This window comes from Lysinibacillus sp. fkY74-1, from assembly GCF_053165895.1.
This window is the reverse complement of record NZ_CP170173.1, coordinates 3,654,845-3,674,437: the sequence shown is the minus strand read 5'-3', so window position 1 is coordinate 3,674,437 and position 19,593 is coordinate 3,654,845. Positions and strand designations below refer to the sequence as shown.

General features: G+C 37.5%; 17 protein-coding genes and 1 riboswitch. Of the genes, 15 read left to right on the top strand and 2 right to left on the bottom strand.

Translation table 11 applies throughout. The features are described from left to right. Positions 1-21: 21 nt before the first annotated feature. On the top strand, positions 22-909 hold the full coding sequence (locus ACE1MS_RS18155; RefSeq protein WP_171821103.1) for a 5'-3' exonuclease: 888 nt from the start codon (positions 22-24) through the stop codon (positions 907-909). A gap of 90 nt (positions 910-999) precedes the next feature. Here ACE1MS_RS18155 and ACE1MS_RS18150 read toward each other — a convergent pair whose 3' ends face one another. Then, on the bottom strand, positions 1,000-1,503 hold the full coding sequence (locus ACE1MS_RS18150) for a C39 family peptidase (protein WP_447402525.1): 504 nt from the start codon (positions 1,501-1,503) through the stop codon (positions 1,000-1,002). Positions 1,504-1,562: 59 nt separating this feature from the next. Beyond that, positions 1,563-1,880: a thioredoxin family protein gene (locus tag ACE1MS_RS18145; RefSeq protein ID WP_031417721.1), complete on the bottom strand. Its 318-nt coding sequence runs from the start codon at positions 1,878-1,880 to the stop codon at positions 1,563-1,565. Between the two features lie 376 nt (positions 1,881-2,256). Between ACE1MS_RS18145 and ACE1MS_RS18140 the strand changes: the two genes are divergently transcribed. The 14 genes from ACE1MS_RS18140 (at position 2,257) to ACE1MS_RS18075 (ending at position 19,574) form a co-directional block, all read left to right on the top strand. Further along, on the top strand, positions 2,257-4,641 hold the full coding sequence (locus ACE1MS_RS18140; RefSeq protein WP_447402524.1) for a 3-hydroxyacyl-CoA dehydrogenase/enoyl-CoA hydratase family protein: 2,385 nt from the start codon (positions 2,257-2,259) through the stop codon (positions 4,639-4,641). Positions 4,642-4,689: 48 nt separating this feature from the next. Then, positions 4,690-5,862 (top strand): acetyl-CoA C-acetyltransferase, encoded by a 1,173-nt coding sequence (locus ACE1MS_RS18135; protein ID WP_031417718.1) that lies wholly within the window; start codon positions 4,690-4,692, stop codon positions 5,860-5,862. A 258-nt stretch (positions 5,863-6,120) separates the two neighbouring features. After that, complete coding sequence (locus ACE1MS_RS18130; protein ID WP_447402523.1) at positions 6,121-7,905, top strand: acyl-CoA dehydrogenase family protein; 1,785 nt, start codon at positions 6,121-6,123, stop codon at positions 7,903-7,905. A gap of 186 nt (positions 7,906-8,091) precedes the next feature. Then, a complete protein-coding gene (locus ACE1MS_RS18125) occupies positions 8,092-8,448 on the top strand; it encodes an arsenate reductase family protein (protein ID WP_031417717.1) in 357 nt (118 codons plus the stop codon). Between the two features lie 81 nt (positions 8,449-8,529). Continuing rightward, positions 8,530-8,910, top strand: a complete 381-nt coding sequence (gene gcvH, locus ACE1MS_RS18120) for a glycine cleavage system protein GcvH (protein WP_025116632.1) — start codon at positions 8,530-8,532, stop codon at positions 8,908-8,910. Positions 8,911-9,001: 91 nt separating this feature from the next. After that, the gene (locus ACE1MS_RS18115; RefSeq protein WP_031417716.1) at positions 9,002-9,343 is read left to right on the top strand and encodes a hypothetical protein; all 342 of its coding nucleotides are present in this window, start codon (positions 9,002-9,004) and stop codon (positions 9,341-9,343) included. Positions 9,344-9,358: 15 nt separating this feature from the next. Then, complete coding sequence (locus tag ACE1MS_RS18110; RefSeq protein ID WP_012292318.1) at positions 9,359-9,670, top strand: thioredoxin family protein; 312 nt, start codon at positions 9,359-9,361, stop codon at positions 9,668-9,670. 56 nt (positions 9,671-9,726) lie between these two features. Next, positions 9,727-9,830, top strand: a riboswitch (SAM riboswitch). Between the two features lie 83 nt (positions 9,831-9,913). After that, positions 9,914-10,942, top strand: coding sequence for a methionine ABC transporter ATP-binding protein (locus tag ACE1MS_RS18105; RefSeq protein WP_447402522.1), 1,029 nt, complete (start codon positions 9,914-9,916; stop codon positions 10,940-10,942). Beyond that, positions 10,932-11,600, top strand: coding sequence for a methionine ABC transporter permease (locus ACE1MS_RS18100; RefSeq protein ID WP_036217874.1), 669 nt, complete (start codon positions 10,932-10,934; stop codon positions 11,598-11,600). Before ACE1MS_RS18105 ends, ACE1MS_RS18100 begins: the two co-directional genes overlap by 11 nt. A gap of 66 nt (positions 11,601-11,666) precedes the next feature. Next, entirely contained in the window at positions 11,667-12,518 is an 852-nt protein-coding gene (locus ACE1MS_RS18095; RefSeq protein WP_036217875.1) for a MetQ/NlpA family ABC transporter substrate-binding protein, read from the top strand. 667 nt (positions 12,519-13,185) lie between these two features. Then, complete coding sequence (locus ACE1MS_RS18090) at positions 13,186-14,511, top strand: nucleotide sugar dehydrogenase (protein ID WP_227256893.1); 1,326 nt, start codon at positions 13,186-13,188, stop codon at positions 14,509-14,511. Between the two features lie 16 nt (positions 14,512-14,527). Beyond that, entirely contained in the window at positions 14,528-15,958 is a 1,431-nt protein-coding gene (locus ACE1MS_RS18085) for a polysaccharide deacetylase family protein (RefSeq protein ID WP_227256894.1), read from the top strand. Then, positions 15,955-17,826, top strand: a complete 1,872-nt coding sequence (locus tag ACE1MS_RS18080) for a glycosyltransferase family 2 protein (RefSeq protein WP_036164317.1) — start codon at positions 15,955-15,957, stop codon at positions 17,824-17,826. Before ACE1MS_RS18085 ends, ACE1MS_RS18080 begins: the two co-directional genes overlap by 4 nt. After that, on the top strand, positions 17,823-19,574 hold the full coding sequence (locus ACE1MS_RS18075; RefSeq protein ID WP_012292326.1) for a polysaccharide deacetylase family protein: 1,752 nt from the start codon (positions 17,823-17,825) through the stop codon (positions 19,572-19,574). Before ACE1MS_RS18080 ends, ACE1MS_RS18075 begins: the two co-directional genes overlap by 4 nt. Positions 19,575-19,593: the final 19 nt, after the last annotated feature.

The window sequence follows — 19,593 nt, the reverse complement described above, 5'->3', positions numbered from 1 at the left end:
GTTATAGAGAGGAAATTTATGATGACAACAAAACCAAAACTACTGATTGTTGACGGTATGGCATTGTTATTCCGTTCATTTTTCGCCTCGGCTGCCATGGGCCACTTTATTCGCTTGGCGGATGGCACTCCAACGAACGGAGCACAAGGCTTTGTACGACATGTACTAACTGCACAATCTTTAATGAAGCCAACACATATGGCAGTTTGCTGGGATATGGGGGCACATACCTTCCGCAATGAGCTATTTGATGGCTATAAAGCAAATCGCCCAGCGCCACCTGAGGAAATGTTGCCTCAATTTGATATGGCAAAAAACCTATCTCTCCAAATGGGCTGGCAAAATTTTGGCGTGAAGGGCATGGAGGCTGATGATTTAATTGGTTCTATGATTGCCAAATGGCAGGACGACGCAGATATTACCGTAATTAGTGGGGATAAAGATTTACTTCAACTTTTAAGACCATCTACAGAGATTGCTTTTATGAAAAAGGGCTACACAGAATATGATATTTATACGCATGGGCGTTTTAAAGAGGAGTATAGTATTGAACCAGCGCAGTTTGCACAGGTGAAAGCCTTTATGGGAGATACGAGTGATGGTTATCCAGGCGTTAAAGGTATTGGTCCTAAGCAAGCACTCACATTAATCCAAACATATGGCTCGATTGATAGTGTGCTAGCGTCGCTCGGTGAATTAAAGCCAGGTCAACGAACAAAAATTCAAGACCAAATAGATATGCTGAAATTATCGCATGAGCTTGCAACGATTCAAACGGATGTCCCTATTGAAGCAGACCTTTCTAGCCTCGTATTACCAAATTATGAGCCACAAATATTTAAAGAGATGGAAGAGAGTGGCTACACGCTTATTGCCAAGCATGCCCGTTCTTTGTATTCTCTTATTTAATCAGTTATCGCAGAGTATAGTATTATGCTCTGCTTTTTTTATTGGTGGGAAAAGAATAGAGAGCAAATAGTAGGCTATTCGATAGTTGCTCTAGTGAGGAACCATTTTTACAAAGGATAATACTTTTTCATTGTTTTGATAGAGTACCTGACGAATGATGCTATCACGATTTGATGTACCATTGTCATGGAAAATTAACCATAGCTGATTATTTTTAATATCATAGCCAGTTAGCGGTACCCAATGATAGGCGAAAGTAGAGGTTTGATCTCGCCAACGAAAACTAAAATAACGATCAAAACGCATAGCAACTGGACGCCCTGCATTAATTTCCTGCAAAGCTTCTTTTAATGAACAAGTACGAACATCCCACGATGGATATAATTGGCGTAATTTGCGAATCAATCGCCATTTGAATAAACCAATTTTTGTACTACCAAGCTGTTTATAGAGTTCATTAATTGAAGGAGCGGACCCATTCAAATAATTTAAAATAACGTGTACTGTAGTAGGACCACAAGCAGAATTACAATAGTTTGGCGCAATCGATGCATCATATTGTGATTTTCCGAGTAGTCCCAATTGTTGGCGCATAATGGTATCTCCTTTCAAAAAGAGCTGCATTTCATGAAGAAATGCAGCTCTCATTATTGTTATTGTTGAGCAGATAAAAATTCCGTTACTTGTTGAGGTGTTTTTGCATTGGCACTGTGTAAGTGAGCAAGCTTTTCACCGTTTTGGAAAATTAATAAACTTGGGATGCCCATTACATCATATTTGTCTGCGATTTCTGGAAGCTCGTCACGGTTTAGTTCATACCAATCAAATTGGTTATACTCTTCAATGATTGGGTCGATGAACATGTTCATACGTGTACAATCTGGGCACCAGCCAGCGTAAAATTTCACTAGTACTTTTTGGTCGCCATTGATTAATTCATTAAATTGTTCTGCAGTAGTAATTGTTTTCATTAAGTATTCACTCTCCTTGCTTACCATTCTACACATTTTTCCCGTAACCTGAAAGTTTTCTGTTTGACTGTGGTGATAGCTACTTATTGTCTCCTTTTAGCTCGTAAACAACAAAAAAAGATGTATATTGCGAAAATAATTCTTGAAAAAAGATTGCTAAATTAGACAAAATAATCTACACTAAAAATAGAAAAGTAGTTTTATCTTCATTCATTAGCAATCTTTTGAAACGGAGATAAACCTTAGGGCTCCTTGGTTGAATTGAGTAAATAGTCATTCAGCAGAGGAACAAAAATCCACTAAGGTACACTTGATATTTTTTTGGCCAAAAAATGAATGGCTATTCATTCAATGGAAGAATAAGGGGGAATTGCTTGTGACTTATAACATTAAAAAAGCTGCTGTTCTAGGTTCTGGGGTGATGGGCTCTGGAATTGCAGCACATTTAGCTAATATCGGTATACCAACATTACTATTAGATATTGCACCGAAGGAACTAACACATGAGGAAGAGGCAAAAGGTCTTTCCTTAGAGCATCCAGCTGTAAGAAATCGTCTTGTTAATGGAGCTTTGCAAAAGTTGTTAAAGCAAAAGCCAGCACCACTTACTTCTAAGAAAAATTTATCACTACTAACGGTCGGCAACTTTGAGGATGATTTAGGGAAACTAAAAGATGTAGATTGGATTATTGAAGTTGTTGTAGAAAACTTACCTATAAAACAAAGTTTATATGAAAAAATCGATGCTATTCGTACACCTGGAACAATTATTAGTTCAAACACATCCGGGATTAGTATTAATGCAATGGCAGAAGGACGTTCAAAGGATTTTAAAAAGCATTTTCTTGGCACACACTTTTTCAACCCACCTCGCTATTTAAAATTATTAGAGGTGATTCCAGCTGATACAACTGCACCTGAAGTAGTGAGCTTTATGAAAACATTTGGTGAAGATGTGCTTGGAAAGGGCGTTGTGCTAGCAAAGGATACACCTAATTTTATTGCTAACCGCATCGGCACTTATGGGTTACTCATCACGTTACAAGAAATGTTAAAAGGTGGTTACTCAGTTGGGGAAGTGGATTCCGTGACAGGTCCACTTATTGGTCGTCCTAAATCGGCAACTTTCCGAACGCTAGATGTTGTTGGTTTAGATACATTTATTCATGTAGCTAAAAATGTCTACGATCAAACAACAGGTGAGGAGCAGCAAGTATTTGCTGTACCAGAGTTTTTGCAAAAAATGGTCACGAACGGTTGGCTTGGGGCAAAATCAGGCCAGGGCTTCTTCATAAAGCAAGGAAAAGAGATTCATGAAATTGACCCAATGACTTTGGCGTATAGTCCTGTGAAAAAATTAAAGACACCTTCCATTGAAATGGCGAAACAAACTCGTGGATTAGCTAATAAAGTGAAGGCTTTAACATATGCAAAGGATCGTACAGGTGAATTATTATGGGGGATATTTGCTCCAACATTAATTTATTCTGCTCAGCTATACGGTGAAATTGCAGACGATATTGTGGCTATTGATAATGCGATGAAATGGGGATTCGGCTGGCAACAAGGACCATTTGAAATTTGGGATGCTATTGGCGTGAAAGAAGCTGTCGCAAAAATGGAGACAGAAGGTCGAGAAGTACCTGCCTTTGTAAAAGAGATGATAGCCAATGGGTTTGAAACTTTCTATTCCGATATAGATGGTGACTTGGCTTACTATAATGGGTCGGAGTATGTTAAAGTGCCTGTCAATGAAAAGGAAATCGATTTAAAACGATATAAGAAAAAACATGGCGTGATTAAATCCAATACAGGTGCTAGTTTAATAGACTTAGGTGATCGAATTGCATTATTAGAGTTCCATTCACAGTCAAATGCTATAGGCTTGGATATTATTCAAATGATAAACTTTGCCATCGATGAGGTAGAAGCTAATTATAAGGGCTTAGTGATAGGAAACCAGGGGAAAAACTTCTGTGTTGGTGCAAATCTAGGAATGATTTTAGTCGAAGCACAGGATGATAATATCTTTGAACTAGACTTTGTCATTAAGGCTTTCCAAGATGCGATGCAAAAAATTAAATATTCACGTAAGCCGGTTGTGGCGGCTCCGTTTGCGATGACATTAGGTGGTGGTGCAGAGGTTTGCTTACCTGCTGCACATATCCAGGCAACGATGGAAACATATATGGGCTTAGTAGAAGTAGGCGTTGGATTAATTCCAGGTGGCGGAGGGAATAAAGCGCTTTATCAAAAATTCCTAAAGGGTCTACCAAATGGTGTAGAAATAGACTATCAACATATTGCAAATAAAGTATTTGAAACAATTGCCATGGCGAAAGTTTCAACATCTGGTGAGGAAGCACGTGAAAATAACTTCTTAAACTTCGCAGATGGAATTTCTGTTAACCCAGACCATCAATTATATGACGCGAAACAAGCGGCTTTAGCACTTTATGAAGCAGGCTATCAACCACCTGTCCCAACAAAAGTTCCTGTGGTTGGTGCATCAGGCTACGGTACATTACTCATTGGTGCGCAAGGTATGTATGAGTCAGGCTTTATCAGTAAGCATGATTTGAAAATTGCTAAAAAGCTAGCTTATGTGATTGCGGGTGGTAAGGTTCCATATGGCACATTAGTAGATGAACAGTATCTATTAAACTTAGAGCGTGAGGCATTCCTTAGCCTTGTTGCTGATCCACTTTCACAGCAAAGAATGCAACATATGCTGTTAAAGGGGAAACCACTTCGTAACTAATGGACGAAATAGACAAAACTTGCACATGAAACAAAGGGGGATTATACGATGCGTGAAGCCGTTATTGTAGCAGGAGCACGAACTCCAATTGGAAAAGCAAAAAAAGGTTCTTTAGCAACAGTAAGACCAGATGACTTTGGTGCTGCCGTTGTCAAAGAAACATTAAAAAGAGCAGGCTATGAGGGACCGATAGATGATTTAATTTTAGGCTGTGCTATGCCAGAAGCAGAACAGGGGATGAATGTAGCTCGTAGCATCGGTGCACTTGCCGGACTACCAGATACAACTCCTGCACTAACCATTAATAGATTTTGTTCTTCGGGTCTACAGGCGATTGCCTATGCAGCTGAGCGAATCATGCTCGGGCACTCAAAGGCCATCCTCGCTGGTGGTGTTGAATCAATGAGTATGGTACCAATGGTGGGGAACACGCCCCGCTTAAATCCAACGTTAGCTGAAACAGCTCCACAATATTATATGGGAATGGGGCATACAGCTGAGGAAGTAGCTCGTCAATACAATGTAAGTCGCGAAGATCAAGATGCTTTTGCTGTTCGCTCACATGCACTTGCTGAAAAGGCAATTAAAGAAGGTAAATTTAATGATGAGATTGTACCTATAGAAGTGGAACAACATTATGTTGATGAGAACAATAAGCCACAGGTGAAAAAATTCACTTTCAGCATGGATGAGGGTGTCCGTTCAGGTACATCGGTTGAAGGTTTAGCGAAGCTTCGTCCAGCTTTCCATGTGAAAGGGAGTGTGACAGCAGGGAACGCTTCTCAAACATCTGATGGTGCAGCAGCTGTATTGGTAATGGAGCGTGAAGAGGCAGTCAAGCAAGGTTTAACACCAATGGCAAAATTCCTAGGTTTTGCAGTGGGTGGTGTACCACCTGAAGTAATGGGGATTGGTCCCATTGTGGCGGTACCAAAAGCGTTAGAAATCGCAGGTTTATCAATAGATGCGATTGATCTATGGGAAATCAATGAAGCATTTGCATCGCAATCCTTACAGGTGGTCCGTCATTTAGGCATCGACCAAGATAAGGTCAATGTAAATGGTGGAGCTATCGCATTAGGACATCCACTTGGTGCAACGGGTGCTATTTTAACACTAAAACTTATTCATGAATTAAAGCGGCAAGGTAAGAAATATGGCGTGGTAACTATGTGTATTGGTGGCGGCATGGGAGCCGCTGGAGTATTTGAAATTCTATAATTTTTCACTAGATCAGCTTGAGGTGTACTGTTTCCGGTTGCCTCCGAGCAAGTATATTTCAAGCTTTTCTATATATATATTTGTCTTCACTCAGCAAAAGGTTTTTGGACCAAAATGAAAGCGTCAGAAACCTTCTCTAAAAGGTAGGAGAGTAGGCTGAATAAAAATCAAGCCTCTGAGCAAATACTACAGATTTTGAAGAGGCAGCATTCAATAGGGGATTAAACTATCAAAATAGATAAATTGGGAGGATTTTATATGACTGAAAAAACAACGGATTTCATTAAAGGCGGCGGATTTCTAATTGAAGATGTGGAATTAGATCGTGTGTTTACACCTGAAGATTTCACTGACGAGCATAAAATGATTGCCAAAACAACAGAAGAATATGTAGCAAATGAAGTTTTACCTGTAGTTGAAAATTTAGAGCATCATGAATTCGAGCACTCAGTACGTCTCCTTAAAAGTGCTGGTGAATTAGGCTTGCTTGGAGCAGATGTGCCAGAAGAATACGAAGGACTAGGCTTAGATAAAGTTTCTTCAGCATTAATTGCAGAAAAAATGTCTGTAGCAGGTGGTTTCTCCATTACTCATGGTGCACATGTAGGGATTGGCTCATTACCAATCGTGCTATTCGGTGGCGAGAATCAGAAGAAAAAATATTTACCTAAGCTTGCCTCGGGTGAATTAATTGCTGCTTATGCTTTAACAGAGCCAGGTTCAGGCTCGGATGCTTTAGGGGCAAAAACAACTGCGAAACTAAACGATGCAGGCACACATTATATTTTAAATGGTGAAAAGCAATGGATTACAAATGCGGGCTTTGCAGATGTATTTGTTGTTTATGCTAAAATTGATGGTGATAAGTTCTCTGCCTTTATTGTGGAACGTACATTCAATGGTGTTTCAGTCGGTCCTGAGGAGAAGAAAATGGGGATTAAGTCTTCATCTACCCGTACACTTGTGTTAGAAGATGCAGAAGTGCCAGTAGAAAATTTATTAGGTGAAATTGGTCGTGGGCATGTCATTGCCTTCAATATATTAAATATCGGTCGCTATAAACTAGGGGTTGGAACAATTGGTGGATCAAAACGCGCATTTGAGCTAGCGGTACAATATACAAACCAACGTCAGCAATTTAAAACAAAGCTATCTGACTTCAACCTAACAAAAGAAAAATTATCAACAATGGCTTCTCATTTGTATGCATCAGAGTCATTAAACTATCGTACTGTGGGTTTATTTGAAGACCGTTTAAGCCAGCTAAGCCCAGAGGAGCAAAAGGAAGGAAAAGTGATTGCAGGTGCTATCGCTGAATATGCGATTGAATGCTCCATTGCTAAAGTATTTGGATCAGAAACATTAGATTATATTGCAGATGAAGCTGTACAATTACACGGCGGTTATGGCTTTATGGCTGAATATGAGGTAGAGCGTATATACCGTGATTCTCGTATTAATCGAATTTTTGAAGGTACAAATGAAATTAATCGCATGATTGTACCAGGTACATTTATGAAAAAGGCACTAAAAGGTGAGCTGCCATTATTACAGGTTGCGCAAAATTTACAGCAAGAGCTTCTAATGCTAATGCCAGAGGATATTGGCACTGAGCCACTAGCTCAGGAAAAATACTTAGTGAAAAATGCCAAGAAGATTGCTGTATTAGCTGCAGGCTTAGCCGCACAACGCTTTGGTGCGAAGCTTGACCAAGAGCAAGAAGTATTAGTGAATATTGCTAATATCGCTAATCAATTATTTGCAATGGAATCAGCTGTATTACGCACAGAAAAAGCGATTGCTCGTGATGGCGTTGAAAAAGCACATCAAAAATTGCTATACACTCAAATTTTCTGCCAAGAAGCATTTGCAGAAATCGAAAAAGAAGCAAAAGATACAATTCTGGCTTCCGCAGATGGTGATGCAGCACGTATGACATTATCTGCATTACGTAAATTAACACGTAATAATCCATACAACCTCATTACGAAGAAACGTGAAGCATCTGTGAAATTAATTGAAGCAGAAAAATATATCGTTTAATCGTAGGAAAATGCTAGCTATCCGTAAGTGGGTAGCTAGTTTTTTATTGTGCCAAATAAATTATTTGTCAAAGTAACGGATAAAAATACAAAATGGATGGATAGACTTACGGAAATGAGCGAAGTTCCACCATTCTCGATGATTATGATGGTATACTACAGAAAAAGACAGCAAAGGAGCATTTTAATGACGATTCAATTTTTCCATTATCCCAAATGTACAACATGTAAAAAAGCGCAAAAGTGGTTAAATGATCATGACGTTTCCTATGAAGAGGTACATATCGTAGAGCAGCCGCCAACAAAGGATGAAATAACAGCTTTATGGCAAGTCAGTGGTCTTCCTTTGAAGAAGTTTTTTAATACTTCAGGCATGAAATATCGTGACCTTGGTTTGAAGGACAAGCTAGCTGATATGACTGAGGAAGAACAGCTTGAGCTACTTGCTTCGGATGGGATGTTAATAAAACGTCCACTCGTAACAGATGGAAAAAAAGTAACTTTAGGGTTTAAAGAATCCGATTTTGAGCAAGCTTGGATATAGCCGTTTTTATTCTTGTTTTTATAGGAGAAGTATGGCACACTGAAAGTGAATATATTACATAATTATGGAGGGGTTTTTTGCATGAGCACACCGAAAGACTTACGTTACTCTGAAGAGCATGAATGGGTTAAAGTAGAAGATGGAAAAGTACGTATTGGTATTACGCACTTCGCACAATCTGAATTAGGAGATATCGTTTTCGTTGAGCTTCCACAAGTTGGCGATGAAATCAAAACGGATGATCCATTCGGTAGCGTAGAATCAGTAAAAACTGTTTCTGAATTATATGCACCAATCTCAGGTACTGTAGTTGAAGTTAATGCAGATTTAGAAGATAGCCCAGAATTCGTTAATGAATCACCATATGAAAAAGCATGGATGATCGTCGTAGAGCCTGCTGATGCATCAGAAGTTGATAAACTTATGACAGCTGAACAATACGAAGAGATGACAGCAGAATAAGACAAGCCATAATCAAAAAACGTCGGAAACTACCGGCGTTTTTTATTATATAATAACGTATAAGTGGGAATGTCTAAATGGAGGTGGCGTAATGTTCGATGGGAAATGCTTGATAGTAGAAGGACGCTCAGATAAGCTACAAATTGAGCCAATTTTAAACGAGAATGTTACAATACTATGTACGAATGGAACAATTGGTGTGCATCAATTAGAAGAGCTAATCGATCCCTATGAGGGCTATGAGCTATTTACCTTTTTTGATGCCGATACTTCAGGCGATAAGCTACGTGCATTAATGGACAGACATTATCCTGAAGCAGAGCATTTACGGACAATGCCAACATATAAGGAAGTAGAAACGACACCTAGAAAAGTGTTAGCCATGATTTTACTTCGTGCGCATTTCTCAATCCATAATGAATATATTTTGTAAGGTTGCGTGAACTAAATGGAAGAATGGTCGAAAGAGCAGTGGGAAACGGCATTACAGTCCGGAGAAAAAGCTGCGTTTTATTTATATACACCGATGTGCGGTACTTGTGCAGTGGCATCAAAAATGATGTCAATTGTAGAACAACTATTACCTCACCTAAAGCTAGGGAAAGCAAATATTAATTTTTTGGAGCAAATTGCTTTTGAGCATCAAATTGAAAGCGTTCCGTGCTTACTTGTTTGTGACGGTGGCAAAGTGACAGAAAAGATTTATGCTTTTCAATCCGTACCTTTTTTGTACGAATTGTTAAAAAAATCAATTGACTGAACTTTATTAGCGTGGTAAAGTAACAAATATATTACTAAAACATTAAATATATCGAACTCTTATGAAGAGCGGCGGAGGGAAGTGCCCTATGAAGCCCGGCAACCATCACATAGTGAAAAGGTGCCAAATCACCCAAAGATTTTTCTTTGAAAGATGAGAGAACGGTTCAACGTATAATACGTGACCCCTTCTACTTGTCTATAAGTGGAGGGGTTTTTTTATATAAGAAAAGGAGTATTCGCTATGATACAGCTTCAAAATATAACGAAGAAATACAAAACAGCAAATGGCGAATTAACGGCAGTCAAAGATGTTAACCTGACTATTAATAAGGGTGAAATTTTTGGCATTATCGGCTATAGTGGCGCTGGTAAAAGTACGATGATTCGTTTACTTAATGGTTTAGAGAAACCAACAACAGGAACAGTAACAGTGAACAATCAGGCTTTTTCATCGATTAAAGGTCAAAAGCTTAGAGCAGCTAGACAAAAGGTTAGTATGATTTTTCAACATTTCAACCTACTTTGGTCACGAACAGTTGCAGAAAACATTGCCTTCCCATTAGAAATCGCAGGTGTATCAAAAGCTCAACGTGAGGCACGGGTGAAGGAATTGATAGCACTTGTTGGCCTAGAAGGTCGTGATCAAGCATATCCATCACAGCTCTCTGGTGGACAAAAGCAACGTGTAGGGATTGCGCGAGCATTAGCCAATAATCCAGAGGTTTTACTATGTGATGAGGCTACATCTGCTCTAGACCCTGAGACAACAGATGCCATTCTTGATTTACTGGTGGATATTAATGAACGTTTAGGGTTAACGATTGTCCTCATTACTCATGAAATGCATGTCATCCGCAAGATTTGTCATCGTGTAGCAGTGATGGAGGCAGGCGAAATTGTAGAGCGTGGAGAAGTATTGCAAGTTTTCCAGGCTCCTCAGGCTGCCATTACTAAGAAATTTGTAGCACAAATTACCAATACAAAGGAAACACAGGATACAGTAGAACAAATCAAAGCAAATTATCCAACTGGACAACTTGTCAAATTGATTTTTGTTGGTGAAAAAACAGAACAGCCAGTTATTTCACATCTAGTGAAGCAATTCGATGTGGAAGTAAGCATTGTACATGGGAATATTTCGCAAACCAAAAATGGTGCATATGGTACTTTCATTGTGCAAATTGATGGGCCGAAAGCAAACGTGACTGAAGCCTTAAGCTATTTAAATACAGTGGAAGTGCAAACGGAGGTGATTGCAGATGCTAACTAATCTCTTTCCGAATGTAGACTGGGATAGCATGTGGCAGGCTACATATGAAACATTATATATGACGGCCATTTCAACAGTTATTACATTTATTCTAGGGTTAGCCATTGGGATTGTTCTGTTTTTAACTAGTCCGAATCAGTTATGGGCTAATAAAATTGTTAGTTTTTTAACAGGGTCACTCGTTAATATATTCCGTTCTATTCCATTTATCGTGTTAATTATTTTATTAATTCCATTTACTAAGTTTTTACTTGGTACAATCCGTGGAGCCAATGCTGCTTTACCTGCTTTAATTATCGGTGCGGCTCCGTTCTATGCGCGTATGGTATTAATTGCGCTACGAGAAATTGATAAGGGTGTTATTGAAGCAGCTCGTTCAATGGGGGCTAAAACAGCCACAATTATTTGGAAAGTACTGATCCCTGAATCATTACCAGCACTCATTTCGGGTATTACTGTTACGGCTGTAGCACTTGTCGGTTATACAGCAATGGCAGGGATAATCGGTGCAGGGGGTCTCGGGAACTTAGCCTTCCTAGACGGTTTCCAAAGAAATCGTCAAGATGTGACATTAATGGCAACTATTTTGATCTTAGTAGTAGTCTTTATCATCCAATGGATAGGTGATTTCATTACAGAAAAAATGGATAAACGTTAATAAAACTGAGGTTATTCCGGTTCTTACCGCTAACATATTTTCATTAAAATAAAGGGAGTGTCATACATGAAAAAGTTATTAACAGGATTATTTTTATCAATACTTGTACTAGCATTAGCAGCTTGCGGTACTGATAAAAAAGAGGATTCAAATGCAGCATCTGGTGATAAAACAGATAGTAAAGAAAACGTTACTTTAACAGTGGGAGCTTCTAATACACCACATGCAGTAATTTTAGATAAAGCAAAACCGATTTTAGCTGAGAAAGGTATTGACCTTAAAGTAGAAACATATACAGACTATGTGCTACCAAACCAAGATTTAGAATCAAAAGAGTTGGATGCAAATTACTTCCAACATATTCCGTATTTAGAGTTGCAAATTAAAGACAATGGCTATGATTTCGTCAATGCTGGTGGTGTTCATATTGAGCCAATTGGTATTTACTCTAAAAAGTATAAGTCTTTAGAAGACCTTCCAGAAGGCGCAACAATCTTACTTTCTAACTCGGTATCAGACCACGGTCGTATGCTGTCATTATTAGAAGCTAAGGGCTTAATTAAATTAAAAGATGGTATTGATAAAACAGCAGCAGAAATTAAGGATATAGAAGAGAATCCTAAAAACTTTAAATTTGATGCGAATACAGCACCAGAAATGCTTGTACAAATGTACGAAAACAATGAAGGGGACGCAGTACTTATCAACTCTAACTTTGCTATTGATAATGGCTTAAACCCTATTGAAGATGCTATTTCTCTTGAAGACAAAGAGTCACCATACGTTAACATCATCGCAGTACGTGCTGGAGATGAAACAAGACCTGAAATTAAAACATTATTAGAAGTATTAACTTCTAAAGAAATCCAAGACTTTATCTTAGAAGAATGGAAAGGTGCAGTAGTACCTGTTCAATAATCTACAAAAAAGGGTACGTAAGTATTGAGTTACTTACGTACTCTTTTCTTTTGAGGTTGCTTACCTGCTTTTAATAGTGATTATCGATAGGATGTCGATTTCCGTGGAAATAAAAATAGCTATATCAAGTATTTAAAAGCTCCTATAATCCCCTATTCTACATGTTTGTCTAATCCCTCCAGTATCGGTGAAAGCCAATGCTGTGAGGGATTTTTAGCAACTTCCTGAAAAGGAAAAATGTTAATTCCTATTTATTAACATTCTTCAGTGTTGCCTAGCATCTTTTTCGTTTACGCTTAATAAGTGACTCTGAATATATTTGTTAAATATCTTAATAATTAATGAATTATTTTGTTGTGTATGTAAAAAAAAGTAGGTGTTTTTTCGTGAGTAAAGAAATTATTTAGAAATTGTTTAGTTACGAGTAGTACTATATAATTGTTAGAAAAGTTTTTTTGTGAAATTTGGATTTTATTAATCTATTTTGACTAAAAAAATCATACTAAAGTATGTGGAGAAGAAAGGGGTTTGTACAGAATGGCGATGAGGAAAAGAAATAACCTATTACGTTGCAAAATACTCGATATGACTAAATATTGAGGATGAATAGATAACGGAAAAATGGCGATAAAAATTACATGTAAGTTTAGCCAAAGGAGTTATTGTTATGACGATAAACACGAAATCGATGAGCTCAGCTTTATTAAATAAAATTCAATTAAAAAAAGCGACAATAGGGGTAATTGGTCTCGGCTATGTAGGCCTACCATTTGCCATTGAAATTGTCCAGAAAGGTTTTCATGTTTTAGGCTTTGATAAAAATCAAGAAAAAATCGCCATGTTGCAAAACGGTGAGAGCTATATAGCTGATATCCCGAAAGAAAATATACAGCAAATATTAAAAGATCAACATTTTGAAGCAACCTTTGATTTTTCCAAACTTGCTTCTGTAGATGTCGTCATTATTTGTGTACCGACTCCTACAACAGTGGATGGTACTCCTGATATTTCCTATATAGAAGAGGCAGCACATGACATCGGGCGTTATATTAAAGCAAATGCATTAGTTATTCTTGAAAGTACGACCTATCCTGGGACAACAGAGGAAATTGTTCAGCCTATTTTGCAAAAGCATGGCTTTGCTGTGGGTCAAGATTTATTCTTAGCTTATTCACCAGAGCGAGTGGACCCTGGTAATAGTAATTTTTCAGTTTCCAATACACCCAAAGTTGTTGGCGGTGTTACTTCTAATTGTTTGGAAGTTTCAAAGGGTTTTTATGAAACAGTCATTCATACTAGTGTATTTACGGTAACAAGTCCCAAAGTTGCTGAAATGGAGAAATTGCTGGAAAATACATTTCGCCAAATCAATATCGCCCTTGTCAATGAGCTCAGTCAAATGTGCTATAAAATGAACATTGATGTTTGGGAAGTCATAGATGCTGCCTCAACAAAGCCTTATGGCTTTATGCCATTCAAGCCTGGCCCAGGAGTAGGGGGGCATTGTATCCCTGTCGATCCCAAATATTTATTATGGGCGGGTCAACAGCATGGTATCTCAGCAACTTTAATTGAAGCAGCAGATAAAATAAATGATTCGATGCCTAATTTTGTTGTGGAGAGGCTGGAACAGTACTTACGTATTCAAAATATTGAGCTGTGCCACGCAAAAATTGTTATTATTGGTGTCACTTATAAGCCAGATATAAACGACTCACGCGAATCTCCTGCACTACGAGTCATTCAGCAATTACTTGATAGTCAGAGCTCATTACAGATTATCGACCCTTATATACAAACGTTCCCGGTAGAACAAACTCTTTTAAACACAGTTCCTTTAACAGAGAAAAGTGTTAAAGATGCAGATGCTGTGTTGATTTTAACCAATCATTCCAACATTGATTATTCATTAATTGATCAGGAAGCCTCATTAATTTTTGATACTCGTAATACCCATTTTTTATTTAAGAATAAAAATTATTACAGACTATAAGGAGAGTTCGTGGGACATGAAACAGCTAAAAATATGTGGGCTTCTAATCCTGATGTTCTTAGCAGGATGTCAATCCACTCCACAAAAAACGATTCAACCAATTGATTCTTCTATAGAGATTAAGGAATCTGATGGTACGATGAGTGATTCAATCAGTCATGTCGATATTATTAAGCCAAAAGTAGCTCTAACGTTTAATGGCTTTGCGGATAATCAAACAATGGAGCTACTATTGGCGAAATTAGATGAATCTAATATGAAAGCCACCTTTTTCTTAGAGGGGCTACGTGTGGCACAGGAACCAGAGCTTGTTCGAGACATTCTAAAAAGAGGCCATGATGTACAAAACGGTACATTGTCATTTCCAGATGTCACAGCTTTAAACTATGACCAAACCTATGAGGAGATTTATTTAACGAATCAAATATTTGAAGAACATTTAGGATATAAGCCGAAATTTGTTCGAAGTCGTTCAGGTGATATTACAGATAATATGCGCTTAGCAGCTGCTGCACTGGATATGAAGGCAGTGATAGGTTTATCCATTAATCCACTTGATCGAAAAATGCAAAGTGCCCAAGATTTGATTGATTATATTGACAAATATATTGATAGAGGTTCTATTATTCATCTCAACACTTATATTAATCCTGCTATTATAGATGCCATTCCTTTACTAGCACAATTAGCAGAAAAACATGATTACACCATTACTACTTTAAGTGATGTGATAGATGAGCGATATTTAACAAAGTCTTTAGAAGAAATAGCAGGTTATGATGCCGTCAAACCTAATTTGAATTATGAAAATGTCGAACCACATTTGTATTATCGAAAAGAGACCTCTAAAAAAGAAATCGCCATTACCTTTGATGATTGGGCACATGAACAGCAGGTGAAAGCTGTTTTAGATGTATTAAAAAAATATAATATTAAAAGTACATTTTTTTTAATCGGTAGTGGGGTGGAGAAAAATCCACAATTAGCCAAGTTAATACTAGAGGAAGGTCATGAAGTGGCAAGTCACTCTTATTACCATTTAGATGTAACTAAAATGACGCCAGAGGAAATACAAGATGATTTAGTGAAGGCCCATAATGCTCTTACTTATGCGTTACAGGAGCCACCATTACTTTATTTTAGACCAGCACAAGGAATTATGGATGAGCGTACTGCTAAAGTGATTACCGCTGCCGGAATTAAAACCATTGCCATGTATGATATTGCTTCCTTTGACTGGAATTTGGATTACAGTGCTCAGGACATTTATGATCGGGTCATATCTAGAGCAGCACCAGGAAAGGTTATTGTCATGCACATCTTAGACGGTACGAAAACAGTTGAAGCACTTCCATTAATTATTGAAAAGTTGCAACAAGATGGTTATAGCTTTAGTAAAATGTCAAATTGGATTGAAGAAGATGCAAATGGGGATGTGAATAAATGATAAAAACGAAAAAAGAGGTTTTAACAGTACCGCGCTCAGATCGTCGGATTCTATCAAATATTCCTGATCCCGAAAATGTCCGAAACCTTGTCAATCGTCGAGGTGCATCTTATCAGAAAGAAGAAATTGATCCGACAGATGTCAATGAAATTTATCGTCTTCAACAGCTTAGCTTACGCTATGAAACTCATTTTGAGGTTCAGGTTAGAAGAGCAAGACATAAAATGAGTTCAGACAAATACTATGCTGAAGATATTTCCGTAACGGGAATTCTTGTTTATTCTCAACAGCCTCAGCAATTATTAATTGATGAAATTTTAGAAATGAATTTTACGATCCCAGGTGGGGCAATGCCTGAAGGATATGAGGCAAAAGTGAAGTTGAAGGCAAAGGTGATCCGGCATTTTACCAAAGAGGTGGATGGTCAAACGCTATATTACTTTGCTTGCGAATTTCTCCAACCTTTAAATAAATATATGGTAAAAAAACGTTGGGGCATTTCTGTTTTTATGGCGAGTTTATTCTTATTGGTTGTCTCACTTATTGTCATGCTGATGAGAGCAGAAAGTGTTATTTATTTTAGATTCAATAAATTTTTATACCTTTATAGTATTATAGCGGCAACGTTTCTATTAAGTAGATACCTATTTGGTATTTTTTATAAAAATGTACCCATCAATCCAAACTATGAGCCCGGTGTATCCATAATTATCCCTGTGTTTAACGAGGAAGAATGGATACATCGCACGATTTCAAGCTGTATTAATCAGTACTATCCTGTAGATAAGTTAGAAGTCATTGTCGTGGATGATTGCTCTACGGATAGGACGGAGGAAAAAGCTAAGGAAATGATAGATCTTATTCATTTTGAGGGTGGGCGTTTTAAAACAACCGATCGCTTAAAGTTTTCTAAGCTTCCTCAAAATGGTGGAAAACGTGAAGCGCTGGTAGCCGGTGTTCATCAAGCAAAGCATGACTTAGTGGTTTTTGTGGATTCCGATAGTTTTTTGGAGCCACATGCAATCCGCAATCTAGTCCAGCCTTTCCAAGACCCTAAAATGGGTGGTGTAGCTGGACGGACAGAGGTAGAAAATAAATTTACAAATGCTCTGACAAAATTACAGACAGTTCGTTATTATATTGCCTTTCGTATTATGAAGGCCGCTGAATCTTGGTTTGATACGGTGACTTGCTTATCAGGACCATTAGCTTGTTATCGAAAAGAACTTATTTTAAAAAATGAAACAGCCTGGCTCAATCAAAAATTTCTTGGGCAGCCTGCTACATTTGGTGATGATCGTAGTATGACAAACTATATTTTGAAAACACATCGAACAGGTTATCAGGATAATGCCATTTGTTCGACGATTGTTCCCTCTGACACTAAAGTTTTTTTATCTCAGCAAATGAGATGGAAACGTTCTTGGCTAAGAGAATCTTTACGAGCCTTTCTATTTATGTGGAAAAAAGAACCCTTCATGTTCCTTTTCTTCATAATAGGCTTAATTGTCCCAATTGCGGCACCAATTGTCGTCGTCTACAACTTAATCTATGTGCCAATCATGTATGGTGTTTTTCCGACTACCTTTTTATTAGGCTTACTTTTAATGGCCATGCTCATGAGTTTGGCTCATCTATTCTTTAGGAAAAGTAAATTATGGTTATTCGGGTTTATCTTCGTTCTTTATTATGAATTTATTTTGCTCTGGCAAATGCCAGTTGCATGGGTAACATTCTGGAAATCAACATGGGGAACAAGGGAAACACCACAAGACGTTTTGGCAAAAGAAAAGAAAATGGAAAAGCAAAAATTACGAAAATCCCGATTTTCAATGTTGAAAATTAGAAAAATGGGTGAGAAGGAATGAAAGAAAAAAATGTAATTTTACAGCCAGCTAAAAAAAATCGAAGGAAAATTATACGCTCGATTATACAATTAGTAGTTGTTATCTTTTTAGCAGTCGTGTTAATTAAAGCCGTCTTTCTGACAGACAAGCGATTTGCTGAGGCGGTCCCGTTAAACAATAAAGACGGATTTATTGCACTGTCCTATTTTGGTGTAAGTAGAAATGACTCCTCTAAATACGTGTCAAAGAAAAATTTAGAAGAACAGCTTACATTGCTTGAAAAACAAGGCTATCAAACGATTACACAAAAGGATATATTGGATTTTTATCAAAAGAATAAACCACTACCAGAAAAAGCCTTGTTTTTATCATTTGAGGATGGCCGTACCGATTCTAGTATTTTCGCACAAAACGTTATGGAAAAATTAAATTATAAGGCTACGATGTTTACGTATGCCAATAAAATGGATACCCGCGACCATAAATTTTTAAAGCCAAAAGATTTGAAGTTGATGGAGAAAAGCGGCTATTGGGAATTAGGCTCTAACGGATATAGACTAACCTACATTAATATTTTTAATGATAAAGGGCAGTCCTTAGGGATGATTGACGAAAATAATATACCGAATAAAACAACAATCGAATACTATAACCACTATTTAATGGATTTTATTCGTAATCAATATATGATCCCAAGTGAAACTCGACAAGAGATGGAAGCTCGAATTAAGAAGGATTACAAGCTTATGCAGGAAATTTATCAGCAAGAGTTTGGGGAAGTTCCTAAAGCCTATGCCATTATGCATGCTAATTCATTGTATAATAATATGGACCCTCTGGTGCAGAGTGTGAATGACAAGGAAATTAAAGACAAGTTTCGTATGCACTTTAATTTAGAATTGAGTGCCTATAATGATAAAGATAGTGATCTATATAACTTGAATCGATTACAAGTTTCTCCTTATTGGTCAACCAATCATGTCATGATGAAAATTAAACAGGCAAGTAATCAAAATATCGAATTTAAAATAGGAGATCCTCAATTAGCCCAAAAATGGCAAACCATTAATGGGGCAGCAGAATTTGATAATAATGAAGTTACATTAACATCGGCTCCTTCTAGTGAAGGTAGGATTCTCTTAAAGGAGATGATGCCACAGCAATATAACGTGAACTTTACATTTAAAGGGAATGTTGTTGGTGAACAAGCGTTGTATGTAAATTATGATGAGAAAACAAATAGCTATTTACGTATTGCCTTGGTAGACAATGAGCTTGTAGTGAGTGAAAAATTACCTGCTTCAGATATTGTGGAAAAGGCTCGTTTCCCATTGAATGAGATTAAGTGGAATGAAGAGGAGTATGCGTTTAATAAGGCGACCGTCTATACGTATCAGGACACCCAAAAGGGATCGCGGATTGTTGAAGAAGAATACCCAAGAAACTTAACTAAAAATAGAGTATTTAACATTACAGTAAATAAGGATAAAATAAAAGTAGATGTAGATCATGTATTATCTGAAACTATTCAAATAAACCCTGGCCTCCATGGCTCTCAAATTGGATTTGGAGCATTGTTTAGCCATAAAGATACATCTCATGAACAGTATGCAGATGATATATACGATACAATAATTGAAGATATTTTAATTACAGATAGGAAAGATCAAACTATTTTTACAAACCAATATACGAATTTCGAGAAGGTTAAGCATAAAAGCACAACATTGTTTAATCATGTTGTAGATTTCTTTATTGAAACCTTCTAATTTGGGGTGAAATTTGAAA